A 16,195-nucleotide genomic window follows, 5' to 3' on the forward strand; every position below is an offset into this window, starting at 1 on the left:
GATTCCGCCCTCACGCAAGCGTATTGCCGTAATTCGCCAATCCGGCCTGTAGCAAACGTTTGCGATGCCTGCGTGAGTTCTAAACCAAATAGCCGGATCACCAAAAAAGACCGGCATTAAAAAAAGAAAGTAAGGAGCTTCACCCATGAAACTGAGCAGCACCGTGTTATTGGCCTTGGCCATCAGCAGCGTGACAGCCACGGCTTACGCTGAATCCCAGAGTCAGGCTTTCACCCCGGTTACCGTAAAAGAGAAAAGTGCTCAGAGTGAAGCCACAGGCTTTGTCGAAGGGCAATCGATCACCGGCACCACGCGTAACTGGTATGCCAACGAACAGTTCAAGCGGGGCGCCAAACTCAACTACCGCCAGGGTGGTGAAACTCGCCAGACTGACCGTCGTATCAACTGGGTTCAGGGCACCATCCTCAAGTACAACTCCGGCTTCACTGAAGGCACCGTAGGCTTCAGTACCGAAGTGGCGGCCTACAATGCCATCGCTCTGGATCGTGATCGCAAGGACCTGGCGTCCAACAACGGTGGCGCACCGACCACCCGTCCTGGCGCCGGTAACAACCGCACCCTGACCAAAGAAGGCGGCGACGCTCAAGGGCAGTGGAGCAAACTGGGCCTGGCCAACGTCAAGGCTCGTGTCTCCAACACCACCCTGACGGCCGGTCGCATGAACTTCAGCAGCCCGCAAGTCGACGTGATCGGCAACCGTGCGCTGCCTTCGAGCTTCGAAGGTGTGGCCATCCACAGCGATGAACTGGAAAATCTGTCCTTCGACCTGGCCACCTTCGACCGCAACTCTCCGCGCACCGAAGAGAGCCAGCGCAAGTTCCGTTCCGAATACGGTGACACCAATGCCGAAGCGGATCACGTGAACACCGCTGGTATCACGTACCAGCCATTCGCCAGCCTGACCACCAGCCTCTGGGGCACCCAGGCTGAAGACCTGTGGAACCAGTACTACTTCGGCGCCACCCACGTTCTGGGTGATAGCTCCGTCCTGAGCCTGACCACTGGCCTGAACTACTACAAAACCGTGGACGAAGGCAAAGCCAAGCTCGGCCAGATCGACAACGACACCTACTCCCTGTCGTTCGGCCTGACCCACCTGGCTCACAGCCTGACCTTCTCGTACCAGGAAGTGAACGGTAACGAGTACTTCGACTACCTGCACGAAACCAACGGCATCTACCTGGCTAACTCCCTGCTGTCGGACTTCAACGGTCCGAACGAGAAGTCCTTCCAGATCGCCTATGGTCTGAACATGGCCGAATACGGCGTGCCGGGCCTGAAGTTCAACATCTACCAGGCTCGCGGCTGGGGTATCGACGGTACTCACTACAACAGCACCGGCTACACCGATGTGAAGGCGATGGACGGCGAAACCCACTATGAATACGGCATCGGCGCTTCGTACGCCGTACAAAGTGGCCCGCTCAAAGCCACCGCAATCCGCGCGACTTACACCGCTCACCGCGCCAGCGAAAACCAGGCGGATGGCAGCCTCAACGAGTTCCGTCTCGTGACCACCATTCCGTTCAACATTTTGTAAAACGCATGCCTGCGGCTGACTCATGACGAGTCGGCCGCCTGGTTTTTTTGTTCAACCGATTGCAGAGGGCTCTAGATGAAAATGCTTCCCCTACGAGCGGCCATTGCTGCCGCGTTGCTGAGTGTCGCCGTCGGCGTCTCGGCCAAACCCTTGGTGGTCTGTACCGAAGCCAGTCCGGAAGGCTTCGATATGGTCCAGTACACGACTGCAGTCACAGCCGATGCGGTGGCCGAAACCATCTTCAATCGTCTGGCGGACTTCAAGCCCGGCACCACTGAAGTGATTCCGGCACTCGCCGAATCGTGGGACATCAGCGACGACGGTCTGACCTACACTTTCTACCTGCGCAAAGGCGTCAAGTTTCACACCACCGATTACTTCAAGCCGACCCGCGACATGAACGCCGACGACGTGGTCTGGAGCTTCCAGCGTCAACTGGACCCGAAACACCCATGGCATAAACTGTCGAGCGTGGGCTTCCCGTACTTTGAAAGCATGGGCTTCAAAGAGCTGCTCAAAAGCGTCGAGAGAGTCGACGACAACACGGTCAAATTCACTCTGACCCGCCGTGAAGCGCCGTTCCTGGCCGACATCGCCATGGCCTTCTCCTCGATCTACTCCGCCGAATACGCCGATCAGCTGCTCAAGGCCAATAAGGCCGGCGACCTGAACAACAAGCCAATCGGCACCGGCCCGTTCGTCTTCCAGCGTTACGCCAAGGACGCTCAGGTCCGCTTCAAGGCCAACCCGGACTACTTCCGCGGCAAACCACCGGCTGATTCGCTGATTCTGGCGATTGCCACCGACAACAACGTGCGTCTGCAAAAGCTCAAGGCCAACGAGTGCCAGATCGCGCTGTATCCGAAACCGGATGACATCCCGAGCATCAAGAAAGACGACAAGCTGAAGGTCGATGAACTGAACGCAATGACCGTCTCCTATATCGCCATGAACACCACTCACAAGTACATGAGCGACGTGCGCGTGCGTAAAGCCATCGACATCGCCTTCGACAAGGCTGCGTACGTCAACGCGCTGTTCGGCAAAGGCAATGCGACCGTGGCGGTCAACCCGTACCCGGACACCCTGTTGGGCTACAACCACAAACTGACCAACCCGCCGCGGGATCTGGACAAGGCTCGCGCCCTGCTCAAGGAAGCCGGCGTACCGGAAGGCACCACGTTTACCCTGTTCACCCGTAACGGTGGTGGCCCGACCAACCCGAACCCGATGCTCGGCGCGCAGATGATGCAGGCCGACCTGGCCAAAGTCGGGATCAAGGTCGATATTCGTGTCATGGAATGGGGCGAAATGCTCAAGCGCGCGAAAAACGGCGAGCACGATATGGTGTCTGCTGGATGGGCCGGCGATAACGGCGACCCGGATAACTTCCTGACGCCTATGCTCAGTTGTGAGGCCGCCAAAAACGGCGAAAACTATGCACGCTGGTGCAATGAAAAGTTCCAGGCGTTGATCGACGAAGCACGGGCGAAAGTGAACCCGGACGAACGCACAGCGCTCTACGAACAGGCCCAGGCCATTTTCAATCAGGACCAGCCGTGGATCAGCATGGCGCACACCCGTATGTTCACTGCAATGCGCACCAACGTAGAGGGCTATCACATTAGCCCCCTCACCACTAATAACTTCGCCACCACCCAGGTGAAGTAGATAAGAAACGCCCGGCATCGCTGATCCCAGCGCTGCCGGGCACGCCTAACCGGCTGATGAGGTACCACACAAGATGTTTAGTTTTATTGCCCGCCGATTGGGGTTACTGATCCCCACGTTCTTCGGCATCACCTTGCTGACTTTCGCGTTGATTCGCATGATTCCAGGCGACCCCGTGGAAGTAATGATGGGCGAACGCAGAGTCGACCCCGAAATGCATGCTCAGGCAATGGAACGCCTAGGTCTGAACAAACCCCTGTATGCCCAATACCTGGATTACATCGGCAAGTTGGCCCACGGCGATCTCGGCGAATCCCTGCGTACCCGTGAAAGCGTCTGGACCGAGTTCAGCTCTCTATTCCCCGCGACCCTGGAGCTGTCCATGGCCGCCCTGTTGTTCGCCGGCATCCTGGGCCTTCTGGCCGGGGTGATTGCGGCACTGAAGCGAGGATCCCTGTTCGATCATGGGGTGATGGGCATCTCCCTGGCGGGATACTCGATGCCGATCTTCTGGTGGGGCCTGATCCTGATCATGTTCTTCTCGGTGAGCCTGGGCTGGACCCCGGTGTCCGGGCGGATCGACCTGCTCTACGACATCGAGCCGCGCACCGGTTTCATGCTGATCGATACGCTGCTGGCCGATGACGTCGGGGCGTTCTTCGATGCCCTGCATCACCTGATCCTGCCGGCCATCGTGCTCGGCACCATCCCGCTGGCGGTGATCGCGCGGATGACCCGTTCGTCGATGCTCGAAGTGCTGCGTGAAGACTACATCCGTACCGCCCGCGCCAAAGGCCTGTCGCCGGCGCGCGTGGTGTTCGTTCACGGCCTGCGTAACGCATTGATTCCGGTCCTGACCGTGGTCGGCCTGCAAGTCGGCACGTTGCTGGCCGGTGCAGTCCTGACCGAAACCATTTTCTCCTGGCCCGGCATCGGCAAATGGCTGATCGAAGCCATTGGCGCACGGGATTATCCCGTGGTGCAGAACGGCATCCTGTTAATCGCCTGCCTGGTGATTCTGGTCAACTTCGTGGTGGACATCCTCTACGGCTTTGCCAACCCACGCATCCGTCATCAGCGCTGAGATCAAGACCATGACCACTCTCACTACACCGGTAGCAGTCGATCAAAGCCTGCTATATCCGTCCCCGTATAAAGAATTCTGGCACGCGTTCTCCAGGAACAAAGGCGCCGTCGCCGGCCTGATGTTCATGCTGCTGGTAATCTTCTGCGCGATCTTCGCCCCATGGGTCGCACCACATAACCCAAGCGAGCAATTCCGCGACTTTCTGCTGACCCCGCCATCCTGGCTGGAAGGTGGGCAAATCCAGTTCCTGCTCGGCACCGATGAACTGGGTCGCGACCTGCTGTCGCGGCTGATCAACGGTTCGCGCCTGTCCCTGCTGATCGGCTTGTCGTCGGTGGTGATGTCGCTGATTCCGGGCATCCTTTTGGGTCTGTTCGCCGGGTTCTTTCCGCGCGTGCTCGGCCCGACCATCATGCGTCTGATGGACATCATGCTGGCCCTGCCGTCCCTGCTGCTGGCCGTGGCGATTGTCGCCATCCTCGGCCCTGGCCTGATCAACACCATTATTGCCATCGCCGTGGTTTCGTTGCCGTCCTATGTTCGTCTGACCCGCGCCGCGGTGATGGGCGAGCTGAACCGCGACTACGTGACCGCCGCGCGCCTGGCCGGTGCCGGTCTGCCACGCCTGATGTTCGTCACCGTGCTGCCCAACTGCATGGCGCCGCTGATCGTCCAGGCCACTTTGAGCTTCTCCTCAGCGATTCTCGATGCCGCGGCACTGGGCTTCCTCGGCCTTGGCGTACAACCGCCAACGCCTGAATGGGGCACCATGCTGGCTTCGGCTCGCGACTACATCGAACGCGCCTGGTGGGTGGTGAGCTTGCCTGGTTTGACCATTTTGCTCAGCGTGCTGGCAATCAACTTGATGGGCGACGGCCTGCGCGATGCGCTGGACCCGAAACTCAAGAACGCCGCCTGAGGAGATTCAAATGTCCCTGTTAGAAATCAAGAATCTCAACGTTCGCTTCGGCGACGCCAACGCCGTTCCGGTGGTCGACGGTCTCGACATTACCGTGGACAAGGGCGAAGTGCTGGCGATCGTTGGCGAATCGGGTTCGGGTAAATCCGTGACCATGATGGCGCTGATGGGCCTGATCGAGCATCCGGGGATCGTCACTGCCGACGCCCTGAATTTCGACGGCAAGAACATGCTCAAGCTCAGCAACCGTCAGCGTCGGCAAATCGTCGGCAAAGACCTGGCCATGGTGTTTCAGGACCCGATGACCGCGCTGAACCCGAGCTACACCGTCGGTTTCCAGATCGAAGAAGTGCTGCGCCTGCACCTGAAAATGTCCAGAAAGGACGCCCGCAAGCGCGCCATCGAACTGCTGGAAAAAGTGGAAATCCCGGGTGCCGCCAGCCGTATGGACGCCTACCCGCATCAACTCTCCGGCGGTATGAGCCAGCGTGTTGCAATCGCCATGGCGATTGCCGGCGAACCGAAACTGCTGATCGCCGACGAACCGACCACCGCGCTGGACGTAACGATTCAGGCGCAGATCATGGACCTGCTGCTGGCTCTGCAAAAAGAGCACGACATGGGCCTGGTGCTGATCACCCACGACCTCGCGGTCGTGGCCGAAACCGCCCAGCGCGTGTGCGTGATGTACGCCGGCCAAGCGGTTGAAGTCGGTCAGGTGCCACAACTGTTCGACATTCCGGCGCACCCGTACAGCGAAGCGTTGCTCAAGGCGATTCCGGAACACAGCCTGGGTGCCGCGCGCCTGTCGACGCTGCCGGGCATCGTTCCCGGTCGCTACGACCGCCCGCAAGGCTGCCTGTTGTCACCGCGCTGCCCCTACGTGCAGGACAACTGCCGCACCCAGCGTCCGGCCCTTGACCCGAAAAGCAACAGCCTCGCCCGCTGCTTCTACCCGTTGAATCAGGAGGTGGCGTAATGGCCGTCGTACTTACCGCCCGCAACCTGACCCGTCACTACGAAGTGTCCCGTGGCCTGTTCAAGGGTCATGCGACCGTGCGCGCCCTCAACGGTGTGTCGTTCGAACTGGAAGCCGGCAAAACCCTCGCCGTTGTGGGCGAATCGGGTTGCGGCAAATCCACCCTGGCCCGTGCCCTGACGCTGATCGAAGAGCCGTCCTCCGGTTCCTTGAAAATCGCCGGGCAGGAAGTCGCCGGCGCCGACAAGGCTCAGCGCAAGCAGCTGCGTAAAGACGTGCAGATGGTTTTCCAGAGCCCGTACGCGTCGCTGAACCCACGGCAGAAAGTCGGCGACCAACTCGCCGAGCCGCTGCTGATCAACACCAACCTGAGCGCCTCGGAACGTCGCGAGAAAGTCCAGGCGATGATGAAACAGGTGGGCTTGCGGCCTGAGCACTACCAGCGCTATCCGCACATGTTCTCCGGCGGTCAGCGCCAGCGGATTGCCCTGGCCCGCGCGATGATGCTGCAACCGAAAGTCCTGGTCGCGGACGAACCGACCTCGGCGCTGGACGTATCGATTCAGGCGCAGGTACTCAACCTGTTCATGGATTTGCAGCAAGAGTTCAACACCGCCTACGTGTTCATCTCCCACAACCTGGCCGTGGTGCGTCACGTCGCCGATCACGTGATGGTGATGTACCTCGGTCGCCCGGTGGAAATGGGTCCGAAAGAGGACATTTACACTCGCCCTCTGCACCCGTACACCCAGGCGCTGTTGTCGGCCACTCCGACCATCCACCCGGATCCGGACAAGCCGAAAATCAAGATCGTCGGCGAACTGCCCAACCCGCTGAACCCGCCATCCGGCTGCGCCTTCCACAAGCGCTGCCCGTACGCGACCGAGCGCTGCACCACCGAAGAACCGCTGCTGCGCCTGGTCGACACCCGCCAGGTGGCTTGCCACTACGCCGAGCAATTCCTCGACGGCGCGGCATAAAAATGTGGGAGCGAGCTTGCTCGCGAAAGCGGTCTGTCAGTCGACATTGATATTGACTGGTATGACGCCTTCGCGAGCAAGCCCGCTCCCACAGTGATACTTGACCTGTTCACCAACCCCTTTTATTCCGATTGCGCATCAATCGGGGGAAAAGGGGTTTTCTTTGGTCCGTCATCTACGTTTGCTTGTCTTCCTCATCCTCATCCTCATCGGCGTCTGGGTCGTCTTCGTCTGATTCGGTCGCAGCGATCATCAGCTCGCTGTGCACACCTTGCCCATTAAAAGCCTGTTTTTCATGGTCCTGACATTCTGCCCACGCCAGCGCCGACGTGCCGAGGGACAGCATCACCAAAACCTTAAGCAACAACACAATGCGTTGAAAAATACTCATAGCCGATTCCATCCTTTCTTGGGTGACGCGTGGATGCCTGAAAGGGTACTGAATGAAATTTAGTTCCGATTGACCGGGTTCTCCAGACAGCACGCTACCGGGTAGCAGAAAATGTCGTTGGAGAAGAGATTGGTTTGGAATAGGTGTTATGCCGAAAAGATCAAACACCAAATAAAAAGGCGAAGCTCGAAAGCTTCGCCTTTTATGTCCCCTAAAGCATCTTTACCGATTAATGATGCTCACGCGTCGCGCGGAACTTCACGTCCGGCCAGCGCTCTTCCATCAGCGCCAGGTTGACCCGAGTCGGAGCCAGGTAGGTCAGGTGACCACCACCATCGACCGCAAGGTTTTCCACAGCCTTGACCCGGAATTCCTCGAGCTTCTTCTTATCGTCGCAATCAATCCAGCGCGCGGAATAAACAGTGATCGGCTCATACGAGCACTCGACCTTGTATTCCTCTTTCAAACGGCTGGCGACCACATCGAACTGCAGCACACCGACGGCACCGAGGATGATGTCGTTGCTGCGCTCGGGGAAGAACACCTGAGTGGCGCCTTCTTCGGCCAATTGCTGCAGGCCCTGACGCAGTTGCTTGGATTTCAGCGGATCACGCAGACGCACGCGACGGAACAGTTCCGGGGCGAAGTGCGGAATGCCGGTGAAGCCCAGGACTTCGCCTTCGGTGAAGGTGTCGCCGATCTGGATAGTGCCGTGGTTGTGCAAGCCGATAATGTCGCCGGCAAACGCTTCTTCCAGTTGCTCACGCTCGGAGGAGAAGAACGTCAGCGCATCGCCGATCCGTACATCTTTGCCGGTGCGCACGTGGCGCATCTTCATGCCTTTTTCGTACTTGCCGGAGCAGATCCGCATGAAGGCGATGCGGTCGCGGTGTTTCGGGTCCATGTTCGCTTGAATCTTGAACACGAAGCCGGCGAATTTCTCTTCAACCGGTTCCACGGTACGTTCGTTGGCGACACGGGCCAGCGGTTTTGGCGCCCAGTTGACCACGGCGTCGAGCACGTGATCGACACCGAAGTTGCCCAGAGCGGTACCGAAGAATACCGGCGTCAGTTGGCCGTCGAGGAATTCCTGCTGGTTGAATTCGTGGCAGGCGCCCTGCACCAGTTCCAACTGATCGACAAAGCGATCGTACTCGTCGCCCAAGTGCGCGCGGGCTTCATCGGAGTCGAGTTTCTCGATGATTTTCACATCGGTGCGCTCGTGGCCGTGGCCAGCGGTGTAGACAATGATGTAGTCGTCGGCGAGGTGATAAACACCCTTGAAATCGCGGTAGCAACCGATCGGCCAGGTGATCGGCGCAGCCTTGATCTTCAGGACCGCTTCGATTTCGTCGAGCAGTTCGATCGGGTCGCGAATGTCACGGTCGAGTTTGTTGATGAAGCTGACGATCGGCGTGTCACGCAGACGGCAGACATCCATCAGCGCGATGGTCCGCGGCTCTACACCCTTACCGCCGTCGAGGACCATCAATGCCGAGTCCACCGCTGTCAGGGTGCGGTAGGTATCTTCGGAGAAGTCTTCGTGGCCCGGGGTGTCGAGCAGGTTGATCATGTGATCGCGATACGGGAACTGCATGACCGACGTGGTAATGGAAATACCCCGTTGTTTTTCCATTTCCATCCAGTCGGAGGTGGCATGGCGGTCGGATTTTCGAGATTTCACCGTGCCCGCAATCGCAATCGCCTTGCCCATCAGCAAGAGCTTCTCGGTGATGGTGGTTTTACCGGCATCGGGGTGGGAAATAATGGCGAAAGTGCGGCGTTTCGCGACTTCGGCGGCCTGTTTGGTCATGGGAAATCGCCTGGCAGGTGATTCAAAAAAGGGCCGCGATTATAGCCCAACTTCATCGAAGAACCGAACCGTTGAGCACATTAGGGGTGGCCAAATGGTGCTTCAGATGGGAACCTTTCGGAGCGTGGAGGCGTCCACTCCCCTGTTACGGCCATTCGTCAGGGTTGAAAAATCAGCAAGTTAGCCTGACGAGGCTGCGCTTATGGCTCGATTTCATGCCGTTTTACCGGCACTGATAGAGCTGCTTTTCGCGAACACTGTCTTCGGCAGCCAGGAATGGCTGGTGGCCGGGGTGGTCAGTTCTGTTGCTCAAATTCGGATGCCGGAAGTTCATAGCCCAGGCGCTGTGACGAGTCATAGCTCGCTATGGCGAGGAACAGCAACGCAGGATATGAGCTTCTGGCGCCGAAGTTGGGCAAACAGAACTGACCACCCCGGCCACGTAACACGAAGCGGTGTCCGCCGACTGAAAAAAGGAGTCCGCCTGTGGCTATTCGCTATGGCAAAGGGCTGATAGGAGGTGCGGTTGTCGTCGCCCTTCTGGCCCTGCTGGTCCACTGGATTGGCATCAACACGATCGAACAGTACCGCGACGATTTGTTGTTTTACCTGCAAGCTCATCTGATTCTCGTCCTCGTTTCCATGCTGGCCGCCCTTGTAGTGGGCATACCCGCCGGTATCTTCCTCAGCCGCCCGACCATGGTTGGACGTGCCGAACGTTTCATGCAGATCTTCAATATCGGCAACACCGTGCCGCCACTCGCCGTACTGGCCATCGCCCTGGGTATCCTCGGCATCGGCAGCGGCCCTGCGATCTTCGCCTTGTTCCTCGCCTCACTGTTGCCGATTGTGCGCAACACCTATGAAGGGCTGAAAAACGTCCAGGGCTCACTCAAGGAAGCAGCCGTCGGCATCGGCATGACACCGACTCAGGTGCTATGGCGGGTCGAACTGCCGAACGCCGTGCCGATCATCATCGGTGGTGTGCGCGTGGCGCTGGCGATCAACGTCGGTACCGCACCGCTGGCGTTCCTGATCGGCGCCAACAGTCTGGGCAGCCTGATTTTCCCCGGCATCGCCCTGAACAATCAGCCGCAACTGCTGCTCGGCGCGGCCTGCACCGCCCTGCTGGCCTTGCTGCTCGACGGACTGGTGACACTCGCCAGCCGCCTCTGGCTCGAACGCGGCTTGCGCCCGTCTTAAGCCTCGGCAAAGGAATATTTATGAAAAAGCTAAGCCTATTACTGGGCTGCGTTCTGTTGTTCGCAGGATTTGCCCAAGCCGCTGAAAAACCCGTGATCCGCATCGGCGCCCGGGTGTTCACCGAACAAACCCTGCTGGCAGAAATCACTTCCCAATACCTGCGAACCAAGGGTTACGACACCCAAGTGACCGGCGGTTTGGGCAGCAATCTGGCTCGTAGCGCCCACGAAAGTGGCCAGCTGGATTTGATGTGGGAATACACCGGCGTGTCGCTGGTGGCTTACAACCACGTCACCGACAAGCTCGACAGCGCTCAGTCCTACGCCCGAGTGAAAGAACTCGACGCAAAAAAAGGCCTGGCCTGGCTCACCCCGTCGAAGTTCAGCAATACCTACGCCCTGGCCCTGCCGGAAAACACCGCGAAGGCTTATCCGCAGATCAATACCATGAGCGAGCTGAACACAGTGCTGCAGGCTGAGGCGAAGACCAATCACCTCGTCGCGTTGGACACTGAGTTTGCCAACCGTTCCGACGGTCTCGATGGCATGGTTGATCTCTACGGCATGAACCTGACGCGTAAAAACATCCGTCAGATGGACGCCGGGCTGGTCTACACCGCCCTGCGCAATGGCCAGGTGTTTGCCGGTCTGGTCTACACCACCGACGGTCGTTTGAACGCCTTCAAGCTCAAGTTGCTCGAAGACGACAAACATTACTTCCCGGACTACACCGCCGCGCCGGTGGTGCGTCAGGTTTACCTCGACGCCCATCCGAAACTCGCCGAAGAGCTCAAGCCGCTGGCCGAACTGTTCGACGACGCCACCATGCGTCAGCTCAACGCACGGGTCGATGTCGATCATGAAAGCCCTTCATCCGTTGCTGCAGATTTCCTGCGCCAGCACCCCATCAACTGAGGAGGAAAAGCCATGGAATTTTTGAACGCCTTTTCCCATCTCGATTGGCCGCAGGTTTTGCACCTGACCTGGCAGCACATCACCCTGGTCGGCATCGCCGTGACCCTGGCGATTCTGGTCGGCGTGCCGCTGGGTATCCTGATGACCCGTTTCCCGACACTGGCCGGCCCGTTGCAAGCCAGCGCCACGGTGTTGCTGACTGTGCCATCGATTGCGCTGTTCGGCCTGCTGCTGCCGTTCTACTCGAAATTCGGCCAGGGCCTCGGCCCGATGCCGGCGATCACCGCAGTGTTTCTGTACTCATTGCTGCCGATCATGCGTAACACCTATTTGGCGCTGACCGGCGTCGAACCGGGCATTCGCGAAGCAGCGCGCGGTATTGGCATGACCTTCGGCCAGCGCCTGCGCATGGTCGAACTGCCGATTGCCGTGCCGGTGATCCTCGCCGGTGTGCGCACCGCCGTGGTGATGAATATCGGCGTGATGACCATCGCCGCAACCATCGGCGCCGGTGGCCTCGGTGTACTCATTCTCGCTTCCATCAGCCGCAGCGACATGTCGATGCTGATCGTCGGCGCCGTGCTGGTCAGTCTCCTGGCCATCTTCGCCGACCTGCTTCTGCAATGGCTGCAACGCACGCTGACTCCAAAAGGATTGCTCAAATGATCGAACTTCAAAACCTCAGTAAGACCTTCCAAAGCAACGGCAAAGATGTGAAAGCCGTGGACTCGGTAAGCCTGACCGTCAATGAAGGCGAGATCTGCGTGTTCCTGGGGCCATCGGGCTGCGGCAAAAGCACCACGCTGAAGATGATCAACCGCCTGATCAAGCCAACCTCGGGCAAGATCCTGATCAACGGCGAAGACACCACTGACCTCGACGCCGTGACCCTGCGTCGCAACATTGGTTATGTGATCCAGCAGATCGGTCTGTTCCCGAACATAACCATCGAAGAAAACATCACCATCGTTCCGCGCCTGCTCGGCTGGGACAAACAGAAATGCCACGACCGTGCCCGCGAGTTGATGAGCATGATCAAGCTCGAACCCAAGCAGTACCTGACTCGCTATCCGCGTGAATTGTCCGGTGGCCAACAGCAACGGATCGGCGTGATTCGCGCGCTGGCGGCGGATGCACCGCTGTTGTTGATGGACGAACCGTTCGGCGCGGTCGACCCGATCAACCGCGAGATGATTCAGAACGAATTCTTCGAGATGCAACGGGCACTGAACAAGACCGTGATCATGGTCAGCCACGACATCGACGAAGCGATCAAGTTGGGCGACAAGATCGCGATTTTCCGCGCGGGCAAACTGCTGCAGATCGACCACCCGGACACCCTGCTCGCGCACCCGGCGGACGATTTTGTCAGCAACTTCGTCGGCCAGGACAGCACCCTCAAGCGTCTGTTGCTGGTGAAAGCCGAAGACGCGGCGGACAACGCTCCGTCGGTGAGCCCGGAAACGCCGGTGGCCGATGCGCTGGAATTGATGGACGAACACGACCGTCGCTACGTGGTGGTTACCTGCGCCGAGAACAAGGCCTTGGGCTATGTGCGCCGTCGTGACCTGCACCGCCAGACCGGCACCTGCACGCAATACCTGCGCGAGTTCAACGCCACCGCGGCCTACGACGAGCATTTGCGCATCCTGCTCTCGCGCATGTACGAGTTCAACCGTTCGTGGCTGCCGGTGATGGATGCCGAGCGCGTGTTCCTGGGGGAAGTGACACAGGAGTCGATTGCCGAGTATTTGAGCTCTGGTAAGTCTCGTGGGGGCAAGACCAGTATTGTTTCGCCAGCGGAAGCCGCGTTGGCCTGATCCCTTTCTATTGATCGTTCCCACGCTCCGCGTGGGAATGCATCCAGAGACGCTCTGCGTCTCAACGGCTGGACGCGGAGCGTCCTGGGCGGCATTCCCACGCAGAGCGTGGGAACGATCAGCCTTGCAAATCCCTCCAAAATCCCTCATTCGGGGAACATCACACTGTCATGCAGGTCGGTTACATCAGTAGCTGTCCGGGACCGCACGACGGAAGCGTGCAAAAACGCGACATTTTTTGTTGATCTCGAGCTCCTCACGCCCTAAAGTTCGCGCCGAACGTCCATGCTGGAAACGATCCATCCGGCTCAAGTACTGACGACGAGACAGCAAGGCCAAGGGAAAGCACCGCTTCCCATGGCCTTTTTGCTTTCGGCGACATGCCTTGGGAAGTAGGCGAACCAAAGTGGGGATACGGAGGACGTTCAGGAGGGTGTGTCATCAATGAGTTCACGAGTGCGCCCGGGCCTGCTTTTGCGCAGGGCAAGGCGCGAGGACCGAAGTTTGGTTGTTCCAAATAAGGGACGAGTAACGCAGCCCTGCGCAAAAGCAGGCCCGGCCCTTCGGGTTGTGCCTGAGCGCGCGCCATGCTGCGTTGCAGGCCTTGCGAAGGGAATGACCATTAGCGGCGGCCTGCGCCTTGCCTGGCACGCGCTCAGGCGACAACGCACTCGCGAACTCATTGATGACACACCCTCGCACCCATTGTTAATTTCAGTTTGCCAGTAGGAGTTCCCAGCATGTCGATCAACGTCGAAGACTATTTCGCGCGCGATACCTTCCAGAAAATGAAGGCCTTCGCCGACAAACAAGAAACCCCGTTCGTGGTGATCGACACCGCGATGATCAGCCAGGCCTACGACGACCTGCGCGCCGGTTTCGAATTCGCCAAGGTCTACTACGCAGTCAAGGCCAACCCGGCCGTTGAAATCATCGACCTGCTCAAAGAAAAAGGCTCGAACTTCGACATCGCCTCGATCTACGAGCTCGACAAAGTGATGAACCAGGGCGTCGGCCCGGATCGCATCAGCTACGGCAACACCATCAAGAAATCCAAAGACATCCGCTACTTCTACGACAAGGGCGTGCGCCTGTACGCCACCGACTCCGAAGCCGACCTGCGCAACATCGCCAAGGCAGCTCCGGGCTCGAAAGTCTACGTACGCATCCTGACCGAAGGCTCGACCACCGCCGACTGGCCACTGTCGCGTAAATTCGGCTGCCAGACCGATATGGCCATGGACCTGCTGATCCTCGCCCGCGACCTGGGTCTGGTGCCTTACGGCATCTCGTTCCACGTCGGTTCGCAGCAGCGCGACATCAGCGTCTGGGACGCGGCGATCGCCAAGGTCAAAGTGATCTTCGAACGCCTGAAAGAAGAAGACGGCATTCACCTGAAGCTGATCAACATGGGCGGCGGCTTCCCGGCCAACTACATCACCCGCACCAACAGCCTGGAAACCTACGCTGAAGAAATCATCCGCTTCCTCAAGGAAGACTTCGGCGACGACCTGCCGGAAATCATCCTGGAACCAGGCCGTTCGCTGATCGCCAACGCCGGCATTCTGGTCAGTGAAGTGGTGCTGGTCGCGCGTAAATCCCGTACCGCCGTAGAGCGATGGGTGTACACGGATGTGGGCAAGTTCTCCGGCCTGATCGAAACCATGGACGAAGCCATCAAGTTCCCGATCTGGACCGAGAAGAAAGGCGAGATGGAAGAAGTGGTCATCGCCGGCCCAACCTGCGACAGCGCCGACATCATGTATGAGAACTACAAGTACGGTTTGCCGTTGAACCTGGCGATTGGTGATCGTTTGTACTGGTTGTCGACGGGTGCTTACACCACCAGTTACAGCGCGGTTGAGTTCAATGGCTTTCCGCCGTTGAAATCGTTCTACGTGTAAGCGATCTCATGAAATAAAAGGTCCATGAAAACATGGACCTTTTTTATTTGCGCAGCCATGCCTCAATGTGATTCATCATTAATAAAAACTCCCTGACCCCCGCCACAGCCGCGCCCAACGCGAAATTCAACTCTCCAAGCTTTGACACACTTTTTGCTCTCAAGAGTTCGTTGATAGCGTTATCGATACGCTGATATATTTCCTCGACAAACAAGCTTATCCGGGAGTTCACAGCTGCGAACCCATTAAACAACGCTGCAATATCGGCTTTATATTCTGTTGCCCTGACCGAAGCATCCCGGGAAGAGTAAGTAATGTCCCAGACAGGGGTCGTTCCCGTCTCGCGAAACAACTCTTCCGCGACACTCGGTTGTGGATGGCAATAGCAGGATCGATGATCCATAGCCCGCATGAATACCGATTTCAGTCCAAACGACTCGTTATACACTTCCACAACGGTATATTTGAGTTGCCTCAACGCAGACCTTAGATTAAAAAAACGAAGCGCCAGTTCGTGAACCAGATCCAGTACCTTCTCTGGCGGAAATAACTCCCAGGTCAGGGATCTGGACAAACTGTACAGTCTGAAATCCACTTGACTAATGAGTTCGTTCCTGGAGGTCTGCCTGGTTATATCCAGAGATTCACGGGTAAATATTTCAAGGTCTTCAGCATAAGCATTGCATAGACGTCTGACGTCTTCAGTCACCCCCCAAAACGCTTGCAGATATCGCTCATTAAACGAGGCATTGTTCAAGCGCGAATCCCGGGCCAGAACCGCAAGTTGATGACCGCTTTTTTTCGACGCTCAAACACAACCGGTATATTGTTGAATGTCGGGTGCAGGGAGCCGAGAAAATATGTATAGCGATCTAATACGTGCCGCTGCGCAGGCGTAAATTCATAGGCAAGTGCATTCATATTCCATTTTTGAGGAGGTGGGTGTGCAACCC

Annotated in this window: 14 protein-coding genes; 11 read left to right on the plus strand and 3 right to left on the minus strand. The window is 58.1% G+C overall.

Annotation, left to right across the window (positions count from 1 at the left end; genetic code table 11):
* Positions 1-145 precede the first annotated feature (145 nt).
* From AB4O41_RS12700 to AB4O41_RS12725, 6 genes are all read left to right on the plus strand, one after another.
* On the plus strand, positions 146-1,561 hold the full coding sequence (locus AB4O41_RS12700; protein ID WP_460147953.1) for an OprD family porin: 1,416 nt from the start codon (positions 146-148) through the stop codon (positions 1,559-1,561).
* A gap of 75 nt (positions 1,562-1,636) precedes the next feature.
* Positions 1,637-3,232: an ABC transporter substrate-binding protein gene (locus AB4O41_RS12705; RefSeq protein ID WP_460147954.1), complete on the plus strand. Its 1,596-nt coding sequence runs from the start codon at positions 1,637-1,639 to the stop codon at positions 3,230-3,232.
* A 73-nt stretch (positions 3,233-3,305) separates the two neighbouring features.
* Positions 3,306-4,316: an ABC transporter permease subunit gene (locus AB4O41_RS12710; RefSeq protein ID WP_054049982.1), complete on the plus strand. Its 1,011-nt coding sequence runs from the start codon at positions 3,306-3,308 to the stop codon at positions 4,314-4,316.
* A gap of 10 nt (positions 4,317-4,326) precedes the next feature.
* Positions 4,327-5,238 carry an ABC transporter permease subunit gene (locus AB4O41_RS12715; RefSeq protein ID WP_460147955.1) on the plus strand — a complete coding sequence of 304 codons (912 nt, stop codon included), beginning with the start codon at positions 4,327-4,329 and terminating at the stop codon, positions 5,236-5,238.
* A 10-nt stretch (positions 5,239-5,248) separates the two neighbouring features.
* Positions 5,249-6,217, plus strand: coding sequence for an ABC transporter ATP-binding protein (locus tag AB4O41_RS12720; protein WP_460147956.1), 969 nt, complete (start codon positions 5,249-5,251; stop codon positions 6,215-6,217).
* On the plus strand, positions 6,217-7,197 hold the full coding sequence (locus AB4O41_RS12725) for a peptide ABC transporter ATP-binding protein (protein WP_427623390.1): 981 nt from the start codon (positions 6,217-6,219) through the stop codon (positions 7,195-7,197). Before AB4O41_RS12720 ends, AB4O41_RS12725 begins: the two co-directional genes overlap by 1 nt.
* A gap of 175 nt (positions 7,198-7,372) precedes the next feature.
* Here the strand turns inward: AB4O41_RS12725 and AB4O41_RS12730 are convergent, their stop codons facing one another.
* Together AB4O41_RS12730 and AB4O41_RS12735 are read right to left on the minus strand one after the other, a co-directional pair.
* Positions 7,373-7,588 carry a hypothetical protein gene (locus AB4O41_RS12730; protein WP_460147957.1) on the minus strand — a complete coding sequence of 72 codons (216 nt, stop codon included), beginning with the start codon at positions 7,586-7,588 and terminating at the stop codon, positions 7,373-7,375.
* 229 nt (positions 7,589-7,817) lie between these two features.
* Entirely contained in the window at positions 7,818-9,401 is a 1,584-nt protein-coding gene (locus AB4O41_RS12735; RefSeq protein ID WP_007942808.1) for a peptide chain release factor 3, read from the minus strand.
* Positions 9,402-9,887: 486 nt separating this feature from the next.
* Here AB4O41_RS12735 and AB4O41_RS12740 point away from each other — a divergent pair, with 486 nt between their 5' ends.
* The 5 genes from AB4O41_RS12740 (at position 9,888) to AB4O41_RS12760 (ending at position 15,242) form a co-directional block, all read left to right on the plus strand.
* The gene (locus tag AB4O41_RS12740) at positions 9,888-10,604 is read left to right on the plus strand and encodes an ABC transporter permease (protein ID WP_007900385.1); all 717 of its coding nucleotides are present in this window, start codon (positions 9,888-9,890) and stop codon (positions 10,602-10,604) included.
* Positions 10,605-10,624: 20 nt separating this feature from the next.
* Positions 10,625-11,518 (plus strand): glycine betaine ABC transporter substrate-binding protein, encoded by an 894-nt coding sequence (locus AB4O41_RS12745; RefSeq protein WP_460147958.1) that lies wholly within the window; start codon positions 10,625-10,627, stop codon positions 11,516-11,518.
* Positions 11,519-11,530: 12 nt separating this feature from the next.
* A complete protein-coding gene (locus AB4O41_RS12750) occupies positions 11,531-12,184 on the plus strand; it encodes an ABC transporter permease (protein ID WP_007900392.1) in 654 nt (217 codons plus the stop codon).
* Positions 12,181-13,338 carry an osmoprotectant ABC transporter ATP-binding protein OsmV gene (locus AB4O41_RS12755; RefSeq protein WP_460147959.1) on the plus strand — a complete coding sequence of 386 codons (1,158 nt, stop codon included), beginning with the start codon at positions 12,181-12,183 and terminating at the stop codon, positions 13,336-13,338. Before AB4O41_RS12750 ends, AB4O41_RS12755 begins: the two co-directional genes overlap by 4 nt.
* Positions 13,339-14,078: 740 nt before the next feature.
* Positions 14,079-15,242, plus strand: a complete 1,164-nt coding sequence (locus AB4O41_RS12760; protein WP_123355945.1) for a type III PLP-dependent enzyme — start codon at positions 14,079-14,081, stop codon at positions 15,240-15,242.
* Between the two features lie 43 nt (positions 15,243-15,285).
* On the opposite strand, the gene AB4O41_RS12765 is transcribed toward AB4O41_RS12760, so the two are convergent.
* On the minus strand, positions 15,286-15,999 hold the full coding sequence (locus AB4O41_RS12765) for a hypothetical protein (protein WP_460147960.1): 714 nt from the start codon (positions 15,997-15,999) through the stop codon (positions 15,286-15,288).
* Positions 16,000-16,195: the final 196 nt, after the last annotated feature.

This window comes from Pseudomonas sp. S2_A02, assembly GCF_054668495.1.

Excerpts from the sequence above, each read along its gene's own strand:
- AB4O41_RS12700 (WP_460147953.1), top strand. The coding sequence starts at position 146 with ATGAAACTGAGCAGCACCGTGTTATTGGCCTTGGCCATCAGCAGCGTG.
- AB4O41_RS12705 (WP_460147954.1), top strand. The coding sequence starts at position 1,637 with ATGAAAATGCTTCCCCTACGAGCGGCCATTGCTGCCGCGTTGCTGAGT.
- AB4O41_RS12710 (WP_054049982.1), top strand. The coding sequence starts at position 3,306 with ATGTTTAGTTTTATTGCCCGCCGATTGGGGTTACTGATCCCCACGTTC.
- AB4O41_RS12715 (WP_460147955.1), top strand. The coding sequence starts at position 4,327 with ATGACCACTCTCACTACACCGGTAGCAGTCGATCAAAGCCTGCTATAT.
- AB4O41_RS12720 (WP_460147956.1), top strand. The coding sequence starts at position 5,249 with ATGTCCCTGTTAGAAATCAAGAATCTCAACGTTCGCTTCGGCGACGCC.
- AB4O41_RS12725 (WP_427623390.1), top strand. The coding sequence starts at position 6,217 with ATGGCCGTCGTACTTACCGCCCGCAACCTGACCCGTCACTACGAAGTG.
- AB4O41_RS12730 (WP_460147957.1), bottom strand. The coding sequence starts at position 7,588 with ATGAGTATTTTTCAACGCATTGTGTTGTTGCTTAAGGTTTTGGTGATG.
- AB4O41_RS12735 (WP_007942808.1), bottom strand. The coding sequence starts at position 9,401 with ATGACCAAACAGGCCGCCGAAGTCGCGAAACGCCGCACTTTCGCCATT.
- AB4O41_RS12745 (WP_460147958.1), top strand. The coding sequence starts at position 10,625 with ATGAAAAAGCTAAGCCTATTACTGGGCTGCGTTCTGTTGTTCGCAGGA.
- AB4O41_RS12750 (WP_007900392.1), top strand. The coding sequence starts at position 11,531 with ATGGAATTTTTGAACGCCTTTTCCCATCTCGATTGGCCGCAGGTTTTG.
- AB4O41_RS12755 (WP_460147959.1), top strand. The coding sequence starts at position 12,181 with ATGATCGAACTTCAAAACCTCAGTAAGACCTTCCAAAGCAACGGCAAA.
- AB4O41_RS12760 (WP_123355945.1), top strand. The coding sequence starts at position 14,079 with ATGTCGATCAACGTCGAAGACTATTTCGCGCGCGATACCTTCCAGAAA.